Source organism: Streptomyces sirii, from assembly GCF_045690365.1.
GTDB classification, from domain to species: domain Bacteria; phylum Actinomycetota; class Actinomycetes; order Streptomycetales; family Streptomycetaceae; genus Streptomyces; species Streptomyces sirii.
Genome location: NZ_CP147982.1, coordinates 4,618,805 through 4,639,956, shown reverse-complemented (window position 1 = coordinate 4,639,956; position 21,152 = coordinate 4,618,805). Strand labels below are relative to the sequence as shown.

The window sequence follows — 21,152 nt, the reverse complement described above, 5'->3', positions numbered from 1 at the left end:
CGTGGCGTCAGCCGCTGCGACCGGTCGAGATGGTCAGCTCGATGGTGTCGTCCTTGCTGGGGTACCACCAGCTGATGGCGTCCGGCTTCTGCTGCGTAACGGTGTTCTTGCCCCAGATCGAGCTGTCCTCCTGCCCGACGATCTTCCACTTCCAGCCCGCGGCCTCGATGCACTTCTTCACCGAGTCCAGGTTCTTGAAGCGGAACGAGGGGATGAGGATCTTGTTCTTGTCCGAGTAGCTCTTGGTCGGGCTCGTGCACTGGGACGTCAGGATCGTCGCCGTCTTGTCCTCGGGCCGGACGCTCTCGCTGGGCGACGGGGTGTAGGAGTACGGCGTGTAGGTCGACGTCGGGGAGTCACCGCCGTTGTCGTCGCTGGAGCCGGCGCTCAGACCGATGCCGATCGCTATCGCGGTGACCACGATCACACCGACTATCGCCGAGACCACGATCACCGGGGTGTTGTTCTTCCGGTTGGCGGGGTTGCCGGCCGTCGGCATCGAGGCCGTCACGGGCGGCGGGGTGTAGGGCGGCGGGGCCTGGAAGCCGCCGGCGTTGAACGGCGCCGGGGCGGGGCCGGGCGCCGGGGTCGGGTAGGCGTTGTTCGGCGGCGCGGGCGTCGACGGTCCAAAGCCGACCGCCTGCGTCGGCTGGTACGGCTGCTGGACGCTCGGCGGCACCGGCGTCTGGGGATTGCCGGACGCGGTGGGGAACACCGCGGAGGACACCGACGAGCCGCTGGTGCGCGCCCGTGGGCCCTCGCCGATGATCAGCGGGGTCGCGCCGGACTGCCCGGACCCGGCGATCCGCAGGCACTCGTCCCGCATCGCCTCGGCGGTGGGGAAGCGTTCGTTGGGGTTCTTCTTCAGCGCCCGGGCGACCAGCGCGTCCACGGCCGGCGGCAGCGAGCGGTTGATGCTCGACGGGACCGGCGGCTCTTCCTGGACATGGGCGTAGGCGATGGCCAGCGGGGAGTCCGCGTCGAACGGCAGCTGGCCGGTCAGCAGCTCGAAGAGCATGATGCCGACGGAGTAGAGGTCGGAGCGGGCGTCCACACCGCGGCCCAGCGCCTGCTCGGGCGACAGGTACTGCGGGGTGCCGACGACCATGCCGGTCTGCGTCATGGACGTCACGCCGGACTGCATGGCGCGGGCGATGCCGAAGTCCATGACCTTGACGACGCCCCGCTTGTTCAGCATCACGTTGCCGGGCTTGATGTCGCGGTGGACCAGGCCCATCTCGTGGCTGACCTCGAGCGCCGCCAGCACATCGGCGGTGATCTTCAGGGCTTTTTCCGTCGGCATCGCGCCGTGCTGGGCGATGTCGGAGTCCAGATCGGAGCGCAGCGGCTGGCCCGCGACGTACTCCATGACGATGTACGGCACCATGCCGCCGTCGAGCTCGTCCTCACCGGAGTCGAAGACCGAGACGATATTGGTGTGCGTGAGTTTCGCCACGGACTGCGCCTCGCGGCGGAAGCGCTCGCGGAAGGCCTGCTCACGGCCGAGTTCGGTGTGCAGGGTCTTGATCGCGACATCGCGGTCGAGCACCGTGTCGTGTGCGAGGTGCACGGAGGCCATTCCGCCGGCCCCGAGAAGATCACGAAGCTGGTAACGTCCTCCGCCGACCGAACGGCCCTCGAATTGGCCCTGAGCGCCGTCCTGGCTCATCGTTCCGCTTCCCCCTAGGCGCACGGCCCACTACCCGCACGTGTAGCGATCAAAATCTGGAATTCCCAGCCAAGTCTGCCCCAGGCCTCGGACACGTCAAGCCGTGTGCCCGTTCCGTGACCAGATGTGCAAGATCCCGTCACGGCGGTGAGGCGTTTGCACCCTTGGTGACCTCGGGTGAACTTGCGATTTCAGGCATTCGGCAGGTTTGATGGCCGGTCCACGGCGGGACCGGAGGGTGCCGCGGAGCCTGTAGCGTGCTCTAGCGAAGACCGATGACCTTACCGCTCTCATGCGGATCGATTCGACGGCGAGGACCGATGGCACCGACGCAGAGCCCCCAGGGCCCGTCCGACCCTGAGGCCACCGGCTCCCATATCCCCGACGCACCGGAGATGTGGGGCAACGGCGGGCTGGTCGGCGATGGCCGCTACCGGCTCACGCGACGGCTGGGTCGCGGTGGCATGGCAGAGGTATTCGCGGCCGAGGACGTACGTCTCGGCCGTACCGTCGCCGTGAAGCTGCTGCGCGCCGACCTCGCAGAGGACCCGGTGTCCAAGGCCCGCTTCACGCGCGAGGCGCAGTCCGTGGCCGGGCTGAACCACCACGCGGTGGTGGCGGTCTACGACTCCGGCGAGGACCTGGTCGGCGGCAACACCGTGCCGTACATCGTGATGGAGCTGGTCGAGGGCCGCACCATCCGCGATCTGCTGCTCAACGCCGACGCCCCGCCGCCGGACCAGGCGCTGATCATCGTCTCCGGGGTGCTGGAGGCGCTGGCCTACAGCCACCAGCACGGCATCGTGCACCGTGACATCAAGCCCGCCAACGTGATCATCACGAACAGCGGCGCCGTGAAGGTCATGGACTTCGGCATCGCCCGCGCCCTGCACGGCGCCCAGTCCACGATGACCCAGACCGGCATGGTCATGGGTACGCCCCAGTACCTCTCCCCGGAGCAGGCGCTCGGCAAGACCGTCGACACCCGCTCCGACCTCTACGCCACCGGTTGTCTGCTCTACGAACTCCTCACGCTGCGGCCGCCGTTCACCGGCGAGACCCCGCTGTCGGTGGTCTACCAGCACGTCCAGGACATGCCGGTACCGGCCTCCGAGGTGGCCGACGCGGTGCCGCCGGAGCTGGACGGCCTGGTCATGCGCTCGCTGGCCAAGGACCCCGACGACCGGTTCCAGACCGCCGAGGAGATGCGCGGCCTGGTCCAGTACTCGCTGCAGATGCTGCAGGAGCAGGGCGGGCACACCGGCACCTGGAACACCGGCCCGGTCGCGCTGCACGAGGGCGGTCACACCCCGTCCATGGGCAACGCCGCCACCACCGCGCTGCCGCACCCCGACGCCGGCCAGACCACGGCCCAGCCGATCCTGTCGTCCCGTATGCGCGAGGACGACGGCGGGTTCGAGGGCGGGCACCGGCCGGCCAAGGGCGGCCGCGGCAAGGTCTGGCTGATCGCGGCGCTCGCGGTGATCGCCATCGCGGTGGGCGTGGCCTTCGCGATGCAGAACACCAAGGAGCCGGACACCAAGCGCCACACCCCCACCTCACAGTCGCCGACGCCGTCCAAGGACGACGAGACCAGCGAGCCGCCGACGGACGAGGCGACCACCCCGCAGACCGAGCCCGGTGGCATCGGCGGCGACGACGGTACCTACACGCCTCCGCCGTCGACGCAGCCGAGCACGCCGGAGACGTCCGAGCCGCCGACCTCGGAGCCCCCGACCTCGGAGCCCCCGACGTCCGAGCCGCCCACCGACGACACCGGCGGGACGGCCGACGGCGGGACCACGGACGGCGGGACGACCGACGGTGGCACCACGGACGGTGGCACCACCGACGGCGGGACGACCACCGGCACGGACAGCGGGACCACCACCGGCACGGACAGCGGCACCACGCTCGGTACGACCGGCTGACCTGCCCGCTCGCCCGCCTCAGCGGGTGAACGCGTCCCGCACGGCGCGGTATTCGCGGGTCCACCACACGGCCAGAGCGGCCGCCGCCGGGAACTGAGGGTCGGTGCGGCGGTCGCCGAGCTGGTAGCGCCAGGTGAGCATCCAGAAGTCGTTCAGCCGCTCCCACCACACCCGGTGGACGGCCGCGGCCAGCTCGTCGGCGTCGGCCCCGCAGGCGCTGCGGTAGGCGCCCGCGTACGCCGCGACCTTGGCCAGGTCCAGCGTGCCGCAGGGGCGTACGAAGAAGATCGCGGCGGCGCGGACCGCCTCCTCGGCGCGCGGCTGGACGCTCAGCCGGTCCCAGTCGACGATCGCGGTCGGTTCATGGCCGCGGTAGAGCACGTTGAGCGGGTGGAAGTCGCCGTGCACCCAGCCGGCGGCGGGTTCCGCGCCGGGGGCCGGGCGGCGGTGCGCCTGCCGCTCCAGCAGGGCGCGGCGTTCCAGCAGGCGGTGCTCGGCGAGTTCGTCGAAGCTGGTGCGCGGGCGGGCGCCGCGGGCCAGGGCCAGCAGTTCGTCGATCATCTCGAAGGTCCGCGCGGGGTCGGCCCCGGCGTCCGTGCAGGGCGGCCGCGCGGGGTGTCGTTCGTCCGCCATGACCTGCTCCAGCGCGGTGTGGACGAGCCCGAGCAGGGCGCCGAGCCGGCGGGACTGGCCGCAGGTCAGCGCGGCGCCGTCGAGGTGCCGGCCCTCGACCCAGGGGTGCAGGGCGTAGCAGCGGCCGTCGAGGACGGTGACCGTGCGGCCGTCCGCGTCGGCGACGGGCGGGGCGACCGGCAGGCCGAGCGCGGCGAGCCGGCGGGTGGCGCGGTGCTGGCGGTTGATGGCGGCCTGGTCGCCGTCGAGGTGGTGCTTGAGGAAGTAGCGGCCGCCGGTGGTGGCGAGGAAGTAGCCGTGGTTGAGCAGGCCTTCGGCGACGGGCTCGCAGGACAGTGGCGCGCCGGCGCCGGTGTAGTGGCGGAGCAGGGATCCGAGGGTGTCTCTGGCGGGCGTCACCGCCGGCCGGACTACAGATGAGCGCAGCACGCGCCAGATGTTAGATCAATTGCACCCGTCTGAGTGGGTCTGCCGGAAAGCCTTACGCAGAGTGCGCATGCCGGAAGGCGGGCACATCGGTGAGGTGGTGCAGGGTCACGAACTCCGGCTCGATGCGCAGGAAGACCGGGTCGAAGGGCACGCCGTCGGCCAGCCGGGGCGTGGGGCCGAAGAGCGCGCGTTCGGCGGGGGTGGGCTCGACGACCCGGCAGGTGCCGGTGAACTGGACCGACCAGGTGTCCGGCGCGCCGCTGTTGATGTTGTCGGCCTCGTACGCGACCACGCTGCCGTCGAGTGCCTGGTGGTAGTCGTAGCCGCGGTGCAGCCGCAGCATCAGGCGTCCGTCGTCCAGGACGAGATGTCGGGTGACGGTGGTGAAGGGCAGCGCCCGCCGACTGGCCGAGACCCGCCCGTAGGGGGTGTGGCCCAGCAGCTCGATGGCACGGAAGTTGTCGGTGGGCATGTCACCACCTTGCCGTTCGGGCCGGGCCGGCCAGTAGGGCCCAGCAGCCCCAGGAAACGGGACGATGGTCCCGAACCGCCAGGAGCCGGGCGGGTGTCGCCGGGCGCCCGCTGCCGGTCAGTGCCGCTCCGCCTGCCTCCGTGCGACATAGGCGGCGGCCTGGGAGCGGCGCTCCATGCCGAGCTTGGACAGCAGGCTGGAGACGTAGTTCTTGATCGTCTTCTCGGCGAGATGGAGCCGCTCGCCGATCGCGCGGTTGGTCAGCCCCTCGCCGATCAGGTCGAGGATCCTGCGCTCCTGTTCGGTGAGGCTCGCCAGCCTGTCGTCGCCCTTGGCGGTGCTGCCGTCGCGCAGCCGCTCCAGGACGCGGGCGGTGGCCACGGGGTCGAGCAGCGACTTGCCGGCCGCCACGTCGCGAACCGCGGAGAGCAGTTCGTTGCCCCGAATGGCCTTGAGGACATAACCGGCCGCACCGGCCATGATCGCATCGAAAAGGGCCTCGTCATCAGCGAACGAGGTGAGCATCAGGCATTTGATGTCCTCGTTCTGCGAGCGGATCTCACGGCAGACCTCGACACCGCTCCCGTCCGGCAGCCGGACATCGAGCACCGCCACGTCGGGACGCGTCGCAGGGATCCTGACCAGGGCGTCTGCGGCGGTGCCGGCCTCGCCGACCACCTCGATGTCCGCCTCGGTCGCGAGCATTTCGTGGACACCGCGCCGGACGACCTCATGGTCGTCGAGTAGGAATACCGTGATTTTTCCGTCTTCGCTCACCGAACCAGTCTCACACATCAAGTCTTCCCGTGCTCCAGGTCACCGATATAACGTGCCGTTGTCCCGGCGGCCTGCAACGCTGTGACCAGGAGTTGTTCCTAGCCTTCGCGATTTACTTGGAAATCCAAGCAAAATCGCAGGTCAGCGCCGTTTCCACTTCGGCTTTGACAATGGGTAACGTGCAATGAGCAGGCCACCTTCCGGGAGCTTTGTTCCACCCGGATCCGGCCGCGATCGCACACACCCCGTGCGCCGTATCGGATACCGGGTGAGCCGCAATACGGCCACCGGCGGACCCCGGGGGCCGGACAGACGGAGGAGCAGCACGTGACCGTGGAAGGCACTGCGCAGCGCAAAAACGCCCGCAGCAGCAGCAAGCGCACCACCGCCAAGAAGGCGGCGCCGGCAAAGAAGGCGTCCCCGGCCAAGGCCCGCACGACCGGCCCGACCGAGCAGGCGGAGCAGGATCAGCTCGTACAACTGCTGACCCCCGAAGGGGAGCGGGTCGAGCACCCGGACTACGCCATCGACCTGTCCCCCGAGGAACTGCGCGGTCTGTACCGCGACATGGTGCTGACGCGGAAGTTCGACGCCGAGGCGACCACCCTCCAGCGCCAGGGCGAACTGGGACTGTGGGCCTCGCTGCTGGGCCAGGAGGCCGCCCAGATCGGCTCCGGCCGCGCGCTGCGCGACGACGACTACGTGTTCCCGACCTACCGTGAGCACGGTGTGGCGTGGTGCCGTGGCGTCGACCCGACGAACCTGCTGGGCATGTTCCGCGGTGTCAACCACGGCGGCTGGGACCCCAACAGCAACAACTTCCACCTCTACACCATCGTCATCGGTTCGCAGACGCTGCACGCGACCGGCTATGCGATGGGCGTGCAGAAGGACGGCGCGGATTCCGCGGTCATCGCGTATTTCGGCGACGGCGCCTCCAGCCAGGGAGATGTCGCGGAATCCTTCACCTTCTCCGCGGTCTACAACGCCCCGGTCGTGTTCTTCTGCCAGAACAACCAGTGGGCGATTTCCGAGCCCACCGAGAAGCAGACCCGGGTGCCGCTCTACCAGCGCGCCCGCGGCTACGGTTTCCCCGGCGTACGGGTCGACGGCAACGACGTACTGGCCTGTCTGGCGGTGACCAAGGCGGCGCTGGAGCGGGCCCGCACCGGCCAGGGCCCGATGCTCATCGAGGCCTTCACCTACCGCATGGGCGCGCACACCACGTCCGACGACCCGACGCGATACCGGGCCGACGAGGAGCGGGCGGCCTGGGAGGCCAAGGACCCGATCCGCCGGCTGAAGGCGTATCTGGAGGCCGAGGGGATGGTCGACGACGCCTACCTCGCGTCGATCGAGGAGGAGAGCGAGGCCCTGGGCAAACGGGTCCGCGACGCCGTACGCGCCATGCCGGACCCGGACCACATGGCGATCTTCGAGAACGTCTATGCCGACGGGCACGCGCTCGTCGATGAGGAGCGCGCGCAGTTCGCCGCGTACCAGGCGTCGTTCGCCGACGCCGATGCCGTCGCGGAGGGGAACTGACCATGGCCGTCTTCGAGAAGATCACCATCGCCAAGGCGATCAACGAATCGCTCCGTGCCTCCATGGAGGCCGACCCCAAGGTCCTCGTCATGGGCGAGGACGTGGGCAAGCTCGGCGGCGTCTTCCGCGTCACCGACGGCCTGCAGAAGGACTTCGGTGAGGACCGGGTCATCGACACCCCGCTCGCCGAGTCCGGCATCGTCGGTACCGCGATCGGCCTGGCGCTGCGCGGCTACCGCCCGGTCGTCGAGATCCAGTTCGACGGCTTCGTCTTCCCCGCCTACGACCAGATCGTCACCCAGCTCGCGAAGATGCACGCCCGCGCGCTGGGCAAGGTCAAGGTGCCGGTCGTCATCCGCATCCCGTACGCGGGCGGAATCGGCGCGGTCGAGCACCACTCCGAGTCCCCCGAGGCGCTGTTCGCGCATGTCGCGGGCCTCAAGATCGTCTCTCCCTCGAACTCCTCCGACGCCTACTGGATGCTCCAGCAGGCCATCGCCGGCGACGACCCGGTCATCTACTTCGAGCCCAAGCGCCGCTACCACGACAAGTCGCGGCTGGACACCGAGTCGATCCCCGATCCGCTGCACAAGGCCCGGATCGCCCAGAGCGGCTCGGACCTCACACTGGCCGCCTACGGCCCGATGGTGAAGGTCTGCCTGGACGCCGCCAAGGTCGCGGCCGAGGAGGGCAAGTCCGTCGAGGTGATCGACCTGCGCTCGCTCTCCCCGATCGACTTCGACACCGTGCAGTCGTCGGTGGAGAAGACCGGCCGGCTGGTCGTCGTCCACGAGGCACCGGTCTTCTTCGGCTCCGGCGCGGAGATCGCCGCCCGGATCACCGAGCGGTGCTTCTACCACCTGGAGGCACCGGTCCTCCGGGTCGGCGGCTTCCACTCCCCGTACCCGCCCTCCCGGCTGGAGGACGAGTACCTGCCGGGGCTGGACCGGGTGCTCGACGCCGTCGATCGCGCGTTGGCGTACTGAGGGTTTGAGGAGAGTTCGTGACCATGACTGCAGGTACCGCCAACGCACAGCGCTTCCGCGAGTTCAAGATGCCCGACGTGGGCGAGGGGCTCACCGAGGCCGAGATCCTCAAGTGGTACGTCCAGGTGGGCGACACCGTCACCGACGGCCAGGTCGTCTGTGAGGTCGAGACCGCCAAGGCCGCCGTCGAACTGCCCATCCCCTACGACGGCGTGGTGCACGAGCTGCGCTTCGGCGAGGGCGTCACCGTCGACGTCGGCACCGTCATCATCTCCGTGGACACCGACCCCGGAGCCGGGCCCGCCGAGGCACCGGCCGCGGGCGGCGCCGCGCCGGCCGCCGAGGCGCCCGACGAGGAGGACGCCGAGCCGCAGGGCCGCCAGGCCGTGCTGGTCGGCTACGGCGCCGCGCCGTCCTCGACCAAGCGCCGGGCCCGCAAGCCGCAGCCCGGCGTGCCGGCCCAGCCGGCGGCCGCGACCGCCGGGCTCCAGGCGGAGCTGAACGGGCGGTCCGCACCCGCACCGATGGTCGCCCCGGTGGCTCCGGCCGCCCCCGCGGCCCCCGTCGTTCCGGCCGCGAGCGCCGCGCCCGCGGTCTCCGCCGGGCGGCCGCTGGCCAAGCCGCCGGTGCGCAAGCTCGCCAAGGACCTCGGCATCGACCTGGCGACCGTCGCACCGACCGGGCCGGACGGCATCATCACCCGCGAGGACGTGCACGCGGCCGCCGCCCCGGCAGCGGCCCCGGCGCCGGCGGTACCCGCCGAGGTCCCCGTGCCGACGGCGGTCGTCCCGGCCGAGCCCGGCATCGTCGACGCCGCCGCCCGCGAGCGGAGGGTCCCGGTCAAGGGCGTACGCAAGGCCACCGCCCAGGCGATGGTCGCCAGCGCCTTCACCGCGCCGCACGTCACGGAGTTCATCACCGTCGACGTGACCCGCACGATGAAGCTCGTCCAGGAGCTCAAGCAGGACCCGGACATGGCGGGGCTGCGGGTCAACCCCCTGCTGCTGGTCGCCAAGGCCTTCCTGGTCGCCATCAAGCGCCACCCGGAGGTCAACGCGGCCTGGGACGAGGCGAATCAGGAGATCGTCTACAAGGACTACGTCAACCTCGGGATCGCGGCGGCCACCCCGCGTGGGCTGATCGTCCCGAACATCAAGGACGCCGGAGTCAAGACGCTCCCCCAACTCGCCACGGAGCTGGGCGATCTGGTCGCCACCGCCCGCGAGGGCAAGACCTCCCCGGCGGCGATGGCCGGCGGCACGGTCACCATTACCAACGTGGGCGTCTTCGGCGTCGACACCGGTACGCCGATCCTCAACCCGGGGGAGTCGGCGATCCTCGCCTTCGGCGCGGTCAAGCTCCAGCCGTGGGTCCACAAGGGCAAGGTGAAGGCGCGCCAGGTCACCACGCTCGCGCTGTCCTTCGACCACCGGCTGATCGACGGTGAACTGGGCTCCAAGCTGCTCGCGGATATCGCGGCGGTGCTGGAGCGGCCGAAGCGGCTGATCACCTGGGGGTGATCCGGGACGCGGCATGGACAGGGCCGGGCGTCGTTTCCTGTGAAACGACGCCCGGCCCTGTTTCACGTGAAACGGTGCCTGAGGCCGGCTCGGCGGCTCGCCCCGGCGATGTCCGGGGTGGTCAGCCCCGGATGAGCTCCACGGCGCGGCTGAAGTGCGCCACCGGACCGGTCGGGCCGGACTGGTCGGTGTGCGCGGCGCCTCGCGTCAGCGTGAAGCCCGCCCACAGGCTGGCGACGATCAAAGCCAGTACGACGGTGTTCCGCGTCCGGCGGCCGGCGTTCGTCCTGGGCTGCATGGTCAACTCCCCTTGAGTGTCGGAGCCTCCCCGGCTCCATGCCTCCATTCACCCATGGGATTCGGGCCGATCCGTACGCGCCAGGTACGGACTCGCGTCAGACTTTAGGTGGACCCTACGTCCCTCTCCGGTCCCCCCTCCCGACGAAGGTGGGCCGCGGCGCCGGAAAGGGTTTGCCGCCCTCGCACACGCTGTCTACGGTCGGCGAAATGACCAACGACATGATCATCCGACGCTATCAGGCCTCCGACCAGGACGTTGTCACCGATCTGTGGTCGCGGGCCGCTCGGCAGGCACACCCCTTCATCGCGGGGGAGGGCGCCGGTGAGCGGGCCCGGGTCCTCCGCGAGGTGTACCTCGTCCAGGCGGAGAACTGGGTCGCCGAGCGTGCCGGCACCGTCATCGGCCTGCTCGGACTCCTGCCGGGCGGGAGCGGGGAGCGCACGGCGGACGGGTCCGGCGCCGAGGTCGGCGGGTTGTTCGTGGCGCCGGATGCTCAAGGCGGCGGCACCGGGCGGCAGTTGATCGAGCATGCGGCGGCCCGGCACGGTGCGCTGGCCCTGGAGGTCTTCGAGGGCAACGCCCGCGCCCGCCGCTTCTACGCGCACCTCGGTTTCACCGAGCGCGGGCGGCGGGTGGACGAGGAGACCGGCCATCCGCTGATCGCCCTGGAGCGGGTCGCGCCGCTGAGGTCGGTGGGCTGGCTGCATCTGCGCGAGGGTCGGCTGCTGAGCGTACGGACGCGGGGGAACGACACGTTCTACCTCCCGGGTGGCAAGTACGAGCCCGGGGAGACCGCCCGTGAGGCGCTGTCGCGTGAGCTCTCCGAGGAGCTGGGTCTGGTGGTGCCCGCCGAGGAGCTGTCGGAGGCGTTCGTCATCCACGACGTCGCGCACGGCAAGAACGGCCGCCGGCTCCATATGACCTGCTTCACCGGAGGACCGCAGGACATCGCGCCGGTCCCGGGCCGGGAGATCGCCGAGTACGCCTGGTTCGACCGCCGGGAGGCGCGTGAGCGCTGCGCCCCCGCCCACTCGCAGGTGGTGGACCGGCTGGTCGCACAGGGGCGGATGCCGGGCTGACGCACGGGGCCCGCCCCGGCCGGCCGGCTGCCGGCCGGCCGTCGAGCGGGGCCCAATAGGGCTGCTACCTGGACAAATACCCTTGTGATCGTCCGCATCGCGGAACCGGGTACCGGACGCATACCTGTTGTATCTATCCTGTGCGCATGCCCTCCGCGTCCGCACCCACCGCCCCCGCAACCGAGCCCGCCGCCAAGCAGCCGCCCGCCGCCGAGCGGGTCTATGCGCACATCAAGGACGCCGTCCTGGACCGCCGCTACGAGGGCGGGATGCTGCTCACCGAGGGTGAGCTGGCCGACGCGGTGGGGGTCTCGCGCACACCGGTGCGCGAGGCGCTGCTGCGCCTGGAGGTCGAGGGGCTGATCAAGCTCTATCCGAAGAAGGGCGCGCTGGTGCTCCCGGTCTCCGCACAGGAGATCGCCGATGTCGTCGAGACCCGGCTGCTGGTGGAGAAGCACGCCGCGGCCAAGGCGGTGCCCGCCGGCGAGCCGCTGATCGGTGAGCTGACCGAGCTGCTGGAGACGATGCGGGAGCAGGCCGCGGCCGGCGATCTGGCCGCCGTCTCCGTCACCGACCGCGCCTTCCACGCCGCCATCGTGCGCAGCGCCGGCAACCAGATCCTGGACCGGCTCTACGAGCAGCTGCGCGACCGCCAGCTGCGGATGGGTGTCGCGGTGATGCACGCCCACCCCGACCGGATCGCCAAGAACATCGCCGAGCACGCGGAGATCCTTCAGGCGCTGCGGGCCGGTGACGCGGCCGCTGCGACCGACGCCGTGCACCGCCACGTCAGCTGGGTCCGCAACCTCGCGCAGGGAGACGTGCGATGAGCGGCGGCACCGGCGGACCGGAGAGCGCCGGCAGCTCCGGCATAGGCGGCGGTCCCGTCCGTCCGCTGCTCGCGGACCCGCCCGGCGGCCGTAAGGCCATGGCGGTCTGGGGCATCGGCGTCGCGGTCTACTTCGTCGCGATCACCTACCGTACGAGCCTCGGCGTGGCCGGCCTGGACGCCGCCGAGCGCTTCCACATCAACGCCTCGGCGCTGTCGACGTTCTCCATCCTCCAACTGCTGGTGTACGCGGGGATGCAGATCCCCGTCGGCCTGATGGTCGACCGGCTCGGTGCCAAGAAGGTGCTGACCCTCGGCGTCGTGCTCTACACCCTCGGCCAGTTCGGCTTCGCGCTCTCCGCGTCGTACCCGATGGCGCTCGGCTCGCGTGCGCTGCTCGGCTGTGGTGACGCGATGACCTTCATCAGTGTGCTGCGGCTGGGAGCCCGCTGGTTCCCGTCCCGCCGGGGCCCGATGATCGCGCAGATCGCCGCGCTGGTCGGGATGGCGGGCAACCTGGTCTCCACGCTCGTCCTCGCCCGCTTCCTGCACACCTTCGGCTGGACCCCGACGTTCGCCGCCAGTGCGGCCGGCGGTGTCCTCGTGCTGATCGTGCTGCTGCTCTTCCTCAAGGACCACCCGGAGGGCTTCGAGCCGCCGCCGGCGCCCGCCGAGCACACCGGCGCCGGCTTCGTGCGCCGGCAGATCGCGGACGCCTGGCGGGAGCCGGGCACCCGGCTGGGCATGTGGGTGCACTTCACCACCCAGTTCCCCGCGATGGTGTTTCTGCTGCTGTGGGGCCTGCCGTTCCTCGTCGAGGCGCAGGGCCTGTCCCGTGGCACCGCCGGTGAGCTGCTCACCCTCGTGGTGCTCTCCAACATGGCGGTGGGTCTCGTCTACGGCCAGGTCATCGCCCGCCACCACGCCGCACGCATGCCGCTCGCCCTGGGCACCGTCGGTGCCACCGCCCTGATGTGGGCGATCGTGCTGTCCTGGCCGGCCGATCATGCGCCGATGTGGCTGCTGATCGCGCTGTGCGCGGTGCTGGGGGCCTGCGGTCCGGCGTCGATGATCGGTTTCGACTTCGCCCGGCCCGCCAACCCGCCCGAGCGCCAGGGCACCGCCTCCGGCATCGTCAACATGGGCGGCTTCACCGCGTCGATGACGACCCTGCTGGCCGTAGGAGTCCTGCTGGACGCGACCGGCGACAACTACCGGATCGCCCTCGCCTCGATCTTCGTCCTGGAGGCGGCGGGCGTCTGCCAGATCCTCCGACTGCGCGGCAGCGCGGCGCGGCGCGAGCGCGAGCGGCTGGTCGTCAGCCGGGTCGAGGCGGTCCACGTCCCGGCGTGAGGTGGTGGCGGGGGCTGTTTCACGTGAAACGACACCGCCGGGACGCCCCCGCCCGTCTCCCGGTCTGCGCTACGGCGTGACCGCGAAGTTGTTCAGGATCGCCTCGGCCAGCTCTTCGTCACCGTCGATCTTGACCTGCTCGGCGACGGCCGCCGGCCGGACCCGGCCGCAGGCCAGCTGGTGGAAGGTGTCCCAGTCCAGGGCGAACGTCACGGTCGGGCCGAGGGAGACGCTGCCGTCGATCGTGGCCTTGCCGTCGGAGCCGACGCGGACCGTGCGCAGGAACTCCAGCGGTCCGCTGACATCGAAGACCACCGCCGAATCGGCGGGCGCCTGGGCCCTCTTGGCGACGACACCGGGCAGCACCTTCACCAACAGATCGCGCGTGGCATGCGCGCCGGGGGAGTCGAGGTTGCCGGGCTTGCCGAGCGCCCGGCGCAGATCCTGCTCGTGGACCCAGACGTCGAACGCCCGCTGCTGCAGCACGAATTCCAGCGACCGCTCCTCGCCGAGCGGGCTGCGCACCACGGCGTCCGGCTGGCGGGACTCGTTGCGCAGCTGCCGGGAGCGCCGGATCACGGTGTATTCGAGCTCGCTGACCATCTCCGGCCCGGTGTGGTGCCGGCGGACGTCGACCTGCACCTCCATGCGGCGCGCCGACTCGCTGCGTACGTGGTAGAGGTCGCGCGGCAGCGTGTGGATCGGCCGCGGGTCGCCCAGCATCTCGCATTCCAGGCCGATGATGTGGGAGACCACATCGCGGACGGACCATCCTGGGAGGTCCGTCGCCCTGTTCCACTCGCCCTCGACGAGCGGAGTCACCAGCTCGGTTATCGCTTCTATGGAGTGAGTCCAGGCATCGATGGAGGACTGAAGGCTGGGATGGACGGTCACGGGACCCCTCGGACGGTTCGTACGCGGGCTGCTGTCTGTGCAGTTAAGTTACGCTGCGCACGGGCACCCCGGCAGTGCTTTCGGGGGACCATCGTAGGCCGATGTGCCACGGCCGTTGAGGGCTGCGGCACACGGTTTCGGCGCCCACGGCTCAGTCCTCCCCGCGCTCCCGCTCCGCCAGCCGGATCACACAGACCGCGATGGCGATCAGCAGTGCCGGATCCGCGTCGTCCCGTACGACATTGACCGCATACGTGTCGCGGACGGTCAGCCAGCGTCGCGAGATCTCGGCGAGCAGCTCGCCGTCGTACTCGATCGCGAACTCCCGGTCCAGGATCTTGCCGCTGACGTCCAGCTGGGTGCCGTCCACCAGCTCGACGCGGAAGTGGTTGCGCAGCAGCGAGAGCCGCTTGCGCTTGATCGTGGCCAGCGCCGCGTCGTCCCGCTCGATCGTCATGGTGTCGCGCAGGGCCAGCATCTTCTTGCGGATGGTGATCAGCACCCGCCGCTCGGGGTCCTTCAGCTCGAAGGTCTCCCGCAGCCGCAGTGCCTTGCCGTCCACGAGGAAGGCGCGTCGCCCGTGCTCGTCCTCGATCCAGTAGTCGTCGCCGATGCCGAAGATCCGGTCGCGTACGAGGTACTTGTGGGAGCGCGGGGGCTGCGCCCCGGGGTATTGCTGCATGTGCTGAGGTCTTCCCCGGTGCCCCTGCGGAATGTGCGGGCACCGGAGTGACGTTGAATGTCCACATGGCTTCACGTGCGCGCGTTCGGGCCCCCGAGCTGATCGGCGAGGGCGGCTGGCTGAACACCGGAAACAAGGATCTGACCCTCTCCGACCTGCGGGGACGCATTGTCGTCCTGGATTTCTGGACGTTCTGCTGTGTGAACTGTCTGCATGTCCTGGACGAGCTGCGGGAGCTGGAGGAGCGGCACCGCGACACCGTCGTGATCATCGGTGTGCACTCCCCGAAGTTCGTGCACGAGGCCGAGCACCAGGCGGTGGTGGACGCCGTCGAGCGCTACGGCGTCGAGCATCCGGTGTTGGACGACCCCGAGCTCGCCACCTGGAAGCAGTACGCGGTCCGGGCCTGGCCGACGCTGGTGGTGATCGACCCCGAGGGGTATGTCGTCGCCCAGCACGCCGGCGAGGGCCATGCCCACGCCATCGCGGGGCTCGTCGAGGAGCTGGAGGCCGAGCACGAGGCGAAGGGCACGCTGCGGCGCGGCGACGGTCCCTATGTGCCGCCTGAGCCGGTCGCCACCGATCTGCGCTTCCCCGGCAAGGCGGTGCGGCTGCCGGACGGCGGCTTCCTCGTCTCGGACACCACCCGCCACCAGCTGGTGGAGCTGGCGGCGGACGGCGAGCGGGTGCTGCGCCGGATCGGCAGCGGCGAACGCGGACTGTCGCCGGACTCCTTCAACGAGCCGCAGGGCCTGGCGCTGCTGCCCGACGGGCGGGTTGCGGTGGCGGACACCGTCAACCACGCGATCCGCGTCTTCGATCCCGCGACCGGTGCGCTGGAGACCGTGGCCGGCACCGGCAAGCAGTGGTGGCAGGGCTCACCGACCTCGGGACCGGCCCGCGAGGTGGCGCTCTCCTCGCCCTGGGACCTCGCCTGGTGGCAGGACCGGCTGTGGATCGCGATGGCCGGGGTGCACCAGCTGTGGACGTACGACCCGGCCACCGGCACGGTCGAGGTCGCGGCCGGCACGACGAACGAGGGCCTGGTGGACGGACCGGCGGCCGAGGCCTGGTTCGCCCAGCCGTCCGGGCTCGCGGCGGCCGGCGACCGGCTGTGGATCGCGGACTCGGAGACCAGCGCGGTCCGCTGGGCGGAGCCCGCCGAAGACGGCGACGGCTATGTCATCCGTACAGCCGTCGGCACCGGCCTGTTCGACTTCGGACACCGCGACGGCGCCGCCGGCCAGGCGCTGCTGCAGCATCCGCTGGGCGTGACCGCGCTGCCCGACGGCTCGGTCGCCGTCGCGGACACCTACAACCACGCGCTGCGCCGCTACGACCCCGCGAGCGGCGAGGTGACGACGCTGGCGACGGATCTGCGCGAGCCGTCCGCCGCGGTCCTCGTCGACGACGACATCGTCGTGGTGGAGTCGGCGCGGCACCGGCTCACCCGGCTGCGGCTGCCCGAGGAGGCGGTCCGCGTCGAGTCGGTGGCGCATCGCACCCAGCGCGCGGCGACCACGGTCGCCCCGGGCGCGCTGCGGCTGGAGGTGGTCTTCCAGGCCCCCGCGGGCCAGAAGCTCGACACCCGCTACGGCCCCTCGACCCGGCTGCTGGTGAGCGCGACACCGCCGGAGCTGCTCGCCGAGGGCGCGGGCGCGGGCACCGACCTCGCCCGGGATCTGGTGCTGGCGGACGGGGTGACCGAGGGCGTGCTGCATGTCTCGGCGATGGCGGCGTCCTGCGACGACGCTCCCGACATCGAGTACCCCGCCTGCCATGTGCACCAGCAGGACTGGGGCGTTCCGGTCGAGGTCGCCGAGGGCGGGGTGGCCCGGCTGGGGCTCGTCCTGGCGGGGCTGGACGCCGAGTAGCCGGCGGCGGGGGCCGTCACGGCCCCCGCCACGGTCGGCGACCGCCGCCGGTCAGTGGCCGGTGTCGGTCTTGAGCTCGGCCAGCTTGTCGGACAGGTACCAGTCGCCGACCTTGGCGGTCTTGCCGACGGACGGCAGGCTGGCGTACTGCGAGAAGTTGACGGTGGTCGACAGACCGCGCTGGGTGGGCTCGCTGGCGTTCATGAAGCCGATCTTCACCAGCTTCTGCTTGCTGCCCTTGTCCGCGGCGTTGGTGGTGGGGATGCTCGCATAGGCGTCCCCGCGCGCCGGGACCTCGATCCGCTGGGAGTCGCCGAACGACGGCGGGCCCTCGAAGTAGCCCAGCGGCTGCTTGGCGGTGCCGAAGTACAGCATCGGCGAGTTGTAGAGGTAGCAGGAGCGGCTCTTGCTGTTGTGGTACTTCACGATCACGTGGCTCGGGTTGGTCCGCGTGGTGAACTTGAAGTCCGCCGAGGTGCCGGTGGTGCAGTAGGTCGGCTTGCGCGACGCCGCCCCCGCGCCTGCTCCCGCCGCGGCCGCACCGCCACCGATGATCTTGCGCTTCTTGCTCTTGGAGGACGAGGAGGAGGACTTCTTCGACTTCTTCGAGGAGTGGCTGTTGCAGCCGGTCAGCGCGAGCGAACCGGCCAGCCCGAGGGCCAGCGCGGCGTACGCGGCGGAGCGGCGGCGGGAGCGGCGTGCGGTCATGGGTGGGTCCCCCAGTGGGTCACTGCGAACAATGCGGCGTGTCTGTCATGGCACGGCCACGATATCGATTGCGGTCCGGTACGCCAGGGCGGGTTCGCCCGGCGGGGTAGTGGTGCGGCGTCTCCGCAGGTCAGAGGGTCGGGAAGGCTCAAGATCCGTTCGGGCAGCTGGGCAGTGAGGTGTTTTCGAGCTGTTCGGGACGGATGCGGATGCCGGGTACCCACATCTGTTTCCCGGCGTGATCCACCCGGAACCAGATGCTGCTGTGCCCGCCCACCTCGTCGGTGACGGTGACCCCGTTGGCGACCCGGCACAGCGCGCGCAGCACATCGCCGTGCCAGACGTGGCCCACGACGTTGGAGCGCCGGTAGACCCGGTAGGGGTCGCGGGCCAGGGCGAGCGCGCAGTTCTCGGTGCGCTGGTGCTGACAGGCGCGTTCGACGTTGTGGACGGTGATCTCGGCGGATGCGGCGCCCTTCGCCCCGGCCTGCGTGCCCCGCGCATCGGCGCCACCGGCGTCCGGTGCATCGCCGGACGAGGTCAGCGCCGGCACCGCCAGCGCCGCGGCGGCGAGCACGGCGGCCGTCCCGAGCGCGGCGAGGACCAGCCGCAGCCGGCGCCGAGTGGCCGTCGGCGCGTCCTCGGCCTCGGTTCCGGCCGGGCGCTCCGCGTCGGAGGCCCCGTCCCGCTCGTGCGCGGGCGGGTCACCCCGCTCGCCCGCGTCCGCCGCTTCCTGGGCCCGGTGCAGGAGCTCGACGAGGGCGGGCAGTCGGTCCTCGCCGGTGAAGGAGAGCTTGCACCACTGCACCAGCAGCCGTTCGTCGGGCAGGCTCTGGCCGCGCAGATAGCGCGACAGGGACGAACGGCTGGCGGGCAGTCGTCCCTCCAACTCCTTCAGGCTGTAGCCGAGTTCACCGTGCATACGGCGCAGTGCGGCGACGAAGTCCCGTGCCGGACCGGAGAGTTCGTCGGGAAGAGGGGCCAGGGGCTTGCGGCGGGAGTTAGCGGCGTGGTTCCGATTGCCAGGCACGTCTCGCATTCCAGCACAGCGGACATGCGCGCGCGAGGGGCACTTCCGCTCCCCTGTGGCGGAAGTGCCCCTCGTTACACGATCCGGATCGGACCCGGATCGGTTGGTGACGTTTCACGTGAAAACCGCGCAGGTTTCACGTGAAACAGCGTGCGGTCCTGCGAGGACCACAGGCCCGGACCGCGTCAGTCGCCGAACTTCACGGGACGGTAGGGCGTGAACTCGGCGTCACCGCCGGGAAGTCCATAGGTCAGCGTCCGGTGGTCGGTGCCATGGTCGCCGCGCTGCTCGTAGGCGGTGTACGAGGAGTGTGCGTCGTTGTTCCACTTCTCGAAGATCACCACATGCCGGTTGTTGTTGTCGCCGGCCGCGTCGATGAGCAGGTCACCGGGCTTGAGTTCACCCAGCGAGATGGGCCGGGTGAGGCTGCGGTTGGTGGCCAGGCCGACGGTGTTGGTGCCGGGCGTCGGCAGTCCGAGCGCCATCGACGCATAGCCGGAGCAGTCCTGGCGGTAGCCGTCCTTCCAGACCTTGGCCTGGCTGTACGGCACCTGGGCGCCGTTGTCGGCGGTCAGCCAGGTGGCGGCGCGGTTGAGCGCCTCCTGACGGGAGCCACCGGGCTGCGGGAGCCCGCCACCGCCCTGGACCGGTACACCCGGCAGCCGGTCCTGCGGGATGTCCACCGCGACCACGCTGAGGAAGCCGGTGACCGGACCGGTGAGGTGCGCCATGTACGTCGAGCAGGCGTTGCCCTCGCACACCTTGCGGCCGGTGTCGACCTGGTAGTCGGCGGTGATCCGGTCCTGCCCCGGCGCGGTCTTGTTGATCAACCCGACCGAGGGGGAGTCGACGTCCGCGGTGGCGTGGACGACCCAACGGGTGCCCCAGGTGGGGAAGTCGGCGGCGGCCGCGGCTTGCCGCACCGACCCGGCGTCCGTGGCGCGAGCGGTGCGGACGGAGCCGGCGGAGGACGTGGCGGTGGTGTCGCGGGAGAGCGTGGTGCCGGCCGTCGCGGCTGTGCCGTCGCTGCCGTGGGCGAAGCCCGCGAATCCGGCGACGCCGATGCCGGCCGCGGCGACCGCGGGCAGGACCCTGCGGAGCACGGTCCGGCGGAACGGGGATCGGCCGCCGCCCGTGCCACCGTCCCCGGCGGTTGTGTGGTCCGCGGGGGTTGTGGAGTCTGCCGGGTGCGTGCCGCTGTGCTCGTACATGCCGAATCCCCTCCGTATGCGGCCGGTTGACCTGCTGGCCGTCGGCCGATGGCGAGCCGCCGGGCGGTCCGTTCGCGGCGACGGGGACCATCGTGGAGTGGGGTGCGGCGGCCGGCCGGAGGGTCTTCGTCCCATGAGATGTCCCGGGCCTGAGCACGGCTGTGACCTGCGAAGGCGTCAACGTCATGGGATATGGCGGGCCGTCGTGCGAGACATGAGGGGACAGCGGGCAGGCGAAAGGGCGCCCGCTGGGGGGATGCGGGCGCCCTGGTCTTGGGGAGGTCTCGCCGGAGGCGGCTCGGTGGAGCCGACTCACCAAGCGGTCGCCTCGCGCGGGTTCGCCTGCCAGTACGTCACCCACGCGCTGTCGTCGACGTACACCGAGCCGCCCGGGAGCGCCACCTGCACGGCGCCGCCGATGCTGCCCTTGCCGTCGCGGCCCGGAAGGCCGACGGACAGGCCGGTCGCGGTCCGGCCGTTGTGGCCGGAACCGTCGGCGGAGGAGGTCAGCACACCGGCGTAGCCGGACTCGCCGGGGGCGAGGGTGACCATGCTCTGCGGCTTGCTGTCCGTCAGCTCGGCGAGCGGGGACTGCTTCTGGCCGAACCGCAGATTCGGGGCGAAGTAGAGGTCGCAGGTGGCGCCGGAGGTGTTGGTGGCGATCAGCAGCAGATGGTTGATCGGCTCCTTGAGCGGCTGGGCGACGATCCGCACCGCGGCCGCGTCGCAGGCGCTGTGCCGGACGGCGGCTCCGTTGCCGCTGCGGCCCGCGTCACCGTTCCCGGTGCCCGACCCGGTGCCGCCGCGCCCCGCGGACGCCTGCTCCGCGACGCCGCCGTCGGGCCGGGTACCGCCCTGCGCGAAGCCGTCACCCTGCGGCGCCGGCTGCTCGCCCCCCTTGGCTCCCGGGCCCTCGGCGGTCCTGGGCGCCGGGTTGAACGGCTTGGCCGCACTGGTCTGGAGGGGGTTGTCCTGGCCACCGCAGGCGGTGAGGGCGAGCGCGGCCACGGCGGTCAGGCCGGCCGCGGCGATCCGGAGCCTACGGCGGCGCAGGCCACGGGACGTACGCGGGCTGCTGACGTGGTCCTGGCTGCGCGGCATGGTCGGTCTCCCCCGGGCGGCGGTCTGGTGCGGTCGGTCCTGCGAGCTGTCCACCAGACTGCCGTTCGCCGCTGCCGTGCCACTAACGTGCGCCTAACGTCCTCGCACGTGAGGCGGGGTGCGCACGG

The 21,152-nt window shown here is 71.1% G+C and carries 19 protein-coding genes; 8 read left to right on the top strand and 11 right to left on the bottom strand.

Annotated elements, in window-relative coordinates:
* Nucleotides 1-7: 7 nt before the first annotated feature.
* Nucleotides 8-1,669, bottom strand: a complete 1,662-nt coding sequence (locus WAB15_RS20765) for a protein kinase domain-containing protein (protein ID WP_399145910.1) — start codon at nt 1,667-1,669, stop codon at nt 8-10.
* Between the two features lie 320 nt (nt 1,670-1,989).
* On the opposite strand from WAB15_RS20765, the gene WAB15_RS20760 reads away from it, so the two are divergent.
* Nucleotides 1,990-3,600, top strand: coding sequence for a protein kinase domain-containing protein (locus tag WAB15_RS20760; protein ID WP_407287153.1), 1,611 nt, complete (start codon nt 1,990-1,992; stop codon nt 3,598-3,600).
* A gap of 18 nt (nt 3,601-3,618) precedes the next feature.
* Here the strand turns inward: WAB15_RS20760 and WAB15_RS20755 are convergent, their stop codons facing one another.
* The 3 genes from WAB15_RS20755 to WAB15_RS20745 all read right to left on the bottom strand — a co-directional run bounded on the left by WAB15_RS20755 (nt 3,619) and on the right by WAB15_RS20745 (nt 5,911).
* On the bottom strand, nt 3,619-4,662 hold the full coding sequence (locus tag WAB15_RS20755) for a phosphotransferase (RefSeq protein WP_407287152.1): 1,044 nt from the start codon (nt 4,660-4,662) through the stop codon (nt 3,619-3,621).
* Between the two features lie 52 nt (nt 4,663-4,714).
* Nucleotides 4,715-5,134, bottom strand: a complete 420-nt coding sequence (locus tag WAB15_RS20750) for a pyridoxamine 5'-phosphate oxidase family protein (RefSeq protein WP_407287151.1) — start codon at nt 5,132-5,134, stop codon at nt 4,715-4,717.
* Between the two features lie 117 nt (nt 5,135-5,251).
* Nucleotides 5,252-5,911: a response regulator gene (locus tag WAB15_RS20745; RefSeq protein ID WP_399145914.1), complete on the bottom strand. Its 660-nt coding sequence runs from the start codon at nt 5,909-5,911 to the stop codon at nt 5,252-5,254.
* A 327-nt stretch (nt 5,912-6,238) separates the two neighbouring features.
* Here WAB15_RS20745 and pdhA point away from each other — a divergent pair, with 327 nt between their 5' ends.
* From pdhA to WAB15_RS20730, 3 genes are read left to right on the top strand one after another with little or no spacing between them, the layout of a single operon-like run.
* Nucleotides 6,239-7,456 carry a pyruvate dehydrogenase (acetyl-transferring) E1 component subunit alpha gene (pdhA, locus tag WAB15_RS20740; protein ID WP_407287150.1) on the top strand — a complete coding sequence of 406 codons (1,218 nt, stop codon included), beginning with the start codon at nt 6,239-6,241 and terminating at the stop codon, nt 7,454-7,456.
* A gap of 2 nt (nt 7,457-7,458) precedes the next feature.
* Entirely contained in the window at nt 7,459-8,442 is a 984-nt protein-coding gene (locus WAB15_RS20735) for an alpha-ketoacid dehydrogenase subunit beta (protein ID WP_399145916.1), read from the top strand.
* A gap of 23 nt (nt 8,443-8,465) precedes the next feature.
* The gene (locus WAB15_RS20730; protein ID WP_407287149.1) at nt 8,466-9,962 is read left to right on the top strand and encodes a dihydrolipoamide acetyltransferase family protein; all 1,497 of its coding nucleotides are present in this window, start codon (nt 8,466-8,468) and stop codon (nt 9,960-9,962) included.
* Nucleotides 9,963-10,083: 121 nt separating this feature from the next.
* Here the strand turns inward: WAB15_RS20730 and WAB15_RS20725 are convergent, their stop codons facing one another.
* The gene (locus tag WAB15_RS20725; protein ID WP_399145918.1) at nt 10,084-10,260 is read right to left on the bottom strand and encodes a hypothetical protein; all 177 of its coding nucleotides are present in this window, start codon (nt 10,258-10,260) and stop codon (nt 10,084-10,086) included.
* A gap of 209 nt (nt 10,261-10,469) precedes the next feature.
* On the opposite strand from WAB15_RS20725, the gene WAB15_RS20720 reads away from it, so the two are divergent.
* From WAB15_RS20720 to WAB15_RS20710, 3 genes are all read left to right on the top strand, one after another.
* Nucleotides 10,470-11,342, top strand: coding sequence for a GNAT family N-acetyltransferase (locus tag WAB15_RS20720; protein ID WP_407287148.1), 873 nt, complete (start codon nt 10,470-10,472; stop codon nt 11,340-11,342).
* 146 nt (nt 11,343-11,488) lie between these two features.
* Nucleotides 11,489-12,172, top strand: coding sequence for a GntR family transcriptional regulator (locus WAB15_RS20715; protein ID WP_399145920.1), 684 nt, complete (start codon nt 11,489-11,491; stop codon nt 12,170-12,172).
* A 98-nt stretch (nt 12,173-12,270) separates the two neighbouring features.
* Nucleotides 12,271-13,524, top strand: a complete 1,254-nt coding sequence (locus tag WAB15_RS20710; protein ID WP_399146095.1) for a nitrate/nitrite transporter — start codon at nt 12,271-12,273, stop codon at nt 13,522-13,524.
* Nucleotides 13,525-13,593: 69 nt separating this feature from the next.
* On the opposite strand, the gene WAB15_RS20705 is transcribed toward WAB15_RS20710, so the two are convergent.
* Nucleotides 13,594-14,418 carry a maleylpyruvate isomerase family mycothiol-dependent enzyme gene (locus tag WAB15_RS20705; RefSeq protein WP_399145921.1) on the bottom strand — a complete coding sequence of 275 codons (825 nt, stop codon included), beginning with the start codon at nt 14,416-14,418 and terminating at the stop codon, nt 13,594-13,596.
* A gap of 151 nt (nt 14,419-14,569) precedes the next feature.
* Nucleotides 14,570-15,100 (bottom strand): LURP-one-related/scramblase family protein, encoded by a 531-nt coding sequence (locus WAB15_RS20700; RefSeq protein WP_399145922.1) that lies wholly within the window; start codon nt 15,098-15,100, stop codon nt 14,570-14,572.
* Between the two features lie 65 nt (nt 15,101-15,165).
* Here WAB15_RS20700 and WAB15_RS20695 point away from each other — a divergent pair, with 65 nt between their 5' ends.
* The gene (locus tag WAB15_RS20695; protein WP_407287147.1) at nt 15,166-16,974 is read left to right on the top strand and encodes an NHL domain-containing thioredoxin family protein; all 1,809 of its coding nucleotides are present in this window, start codon (nt 15,166-15,168) and stop codon (nt 16,972-16,974) included.
* Between the two features lie 51 nt (nt 16,975-17,025).
* Here WAB15_RS20695 and WAB15_RS20690 read toward each other — a convergent pair whose 3' ends face one another.
* The 4 genes from WAB15_RS20690 to WAB15_RS20675 form a co-directional block, all read right to left on the bottom strand.
* The gene (locus tag WAB15_RS20690; RefSeq protein WP_399145924.1) at nt 17,026-17,682 is read right to left on the bottom strand and encodes a hypothetical protein; all 657 of its coding nucleotides are present in this window, start codon (nt 17,680-17,682) and stop codon (nt 17,026-17,028) included.
* Between the two features lie 148 nt (nt 17,683-17,830).
* Complete coding sequence (locus tag WAB15_RS20685) at nt 17,831-18,721, bottom strand: helix-turn-helix domain-containing protein (protein WP_407287146.1); 891 nt, start codon at nt 18,719-18,721, stop codon at nt 17,831-17,833.
* A 176-nt stretch (nt 18,722-18,897) separates the two neighbouring features.
* Nucleotides 18,898-19,923, bottom strand: coding sequence for a hypothetical protein (locus WAB15_RS20680; protein ID WP_407287145.1), 1,026 nt, complete (start codon nt 19,921-19,923; stop codon nt 18,898-18,900).
* A gap of 312 nt (nt 19,924-20,235) precedes the next feature.
* A complete protein-coding gene (locus WAB15_RS20675; RefSeq protein WP_407287144.1) occupies nt 20,236-21,024 on the bottom strand; it encodes a DUF4232 domain-containing protein in 789 nt (262 codons plus the stop codon).
* Nucleotides 21,025-21,152: the final 128 nt, after the last annotated feature.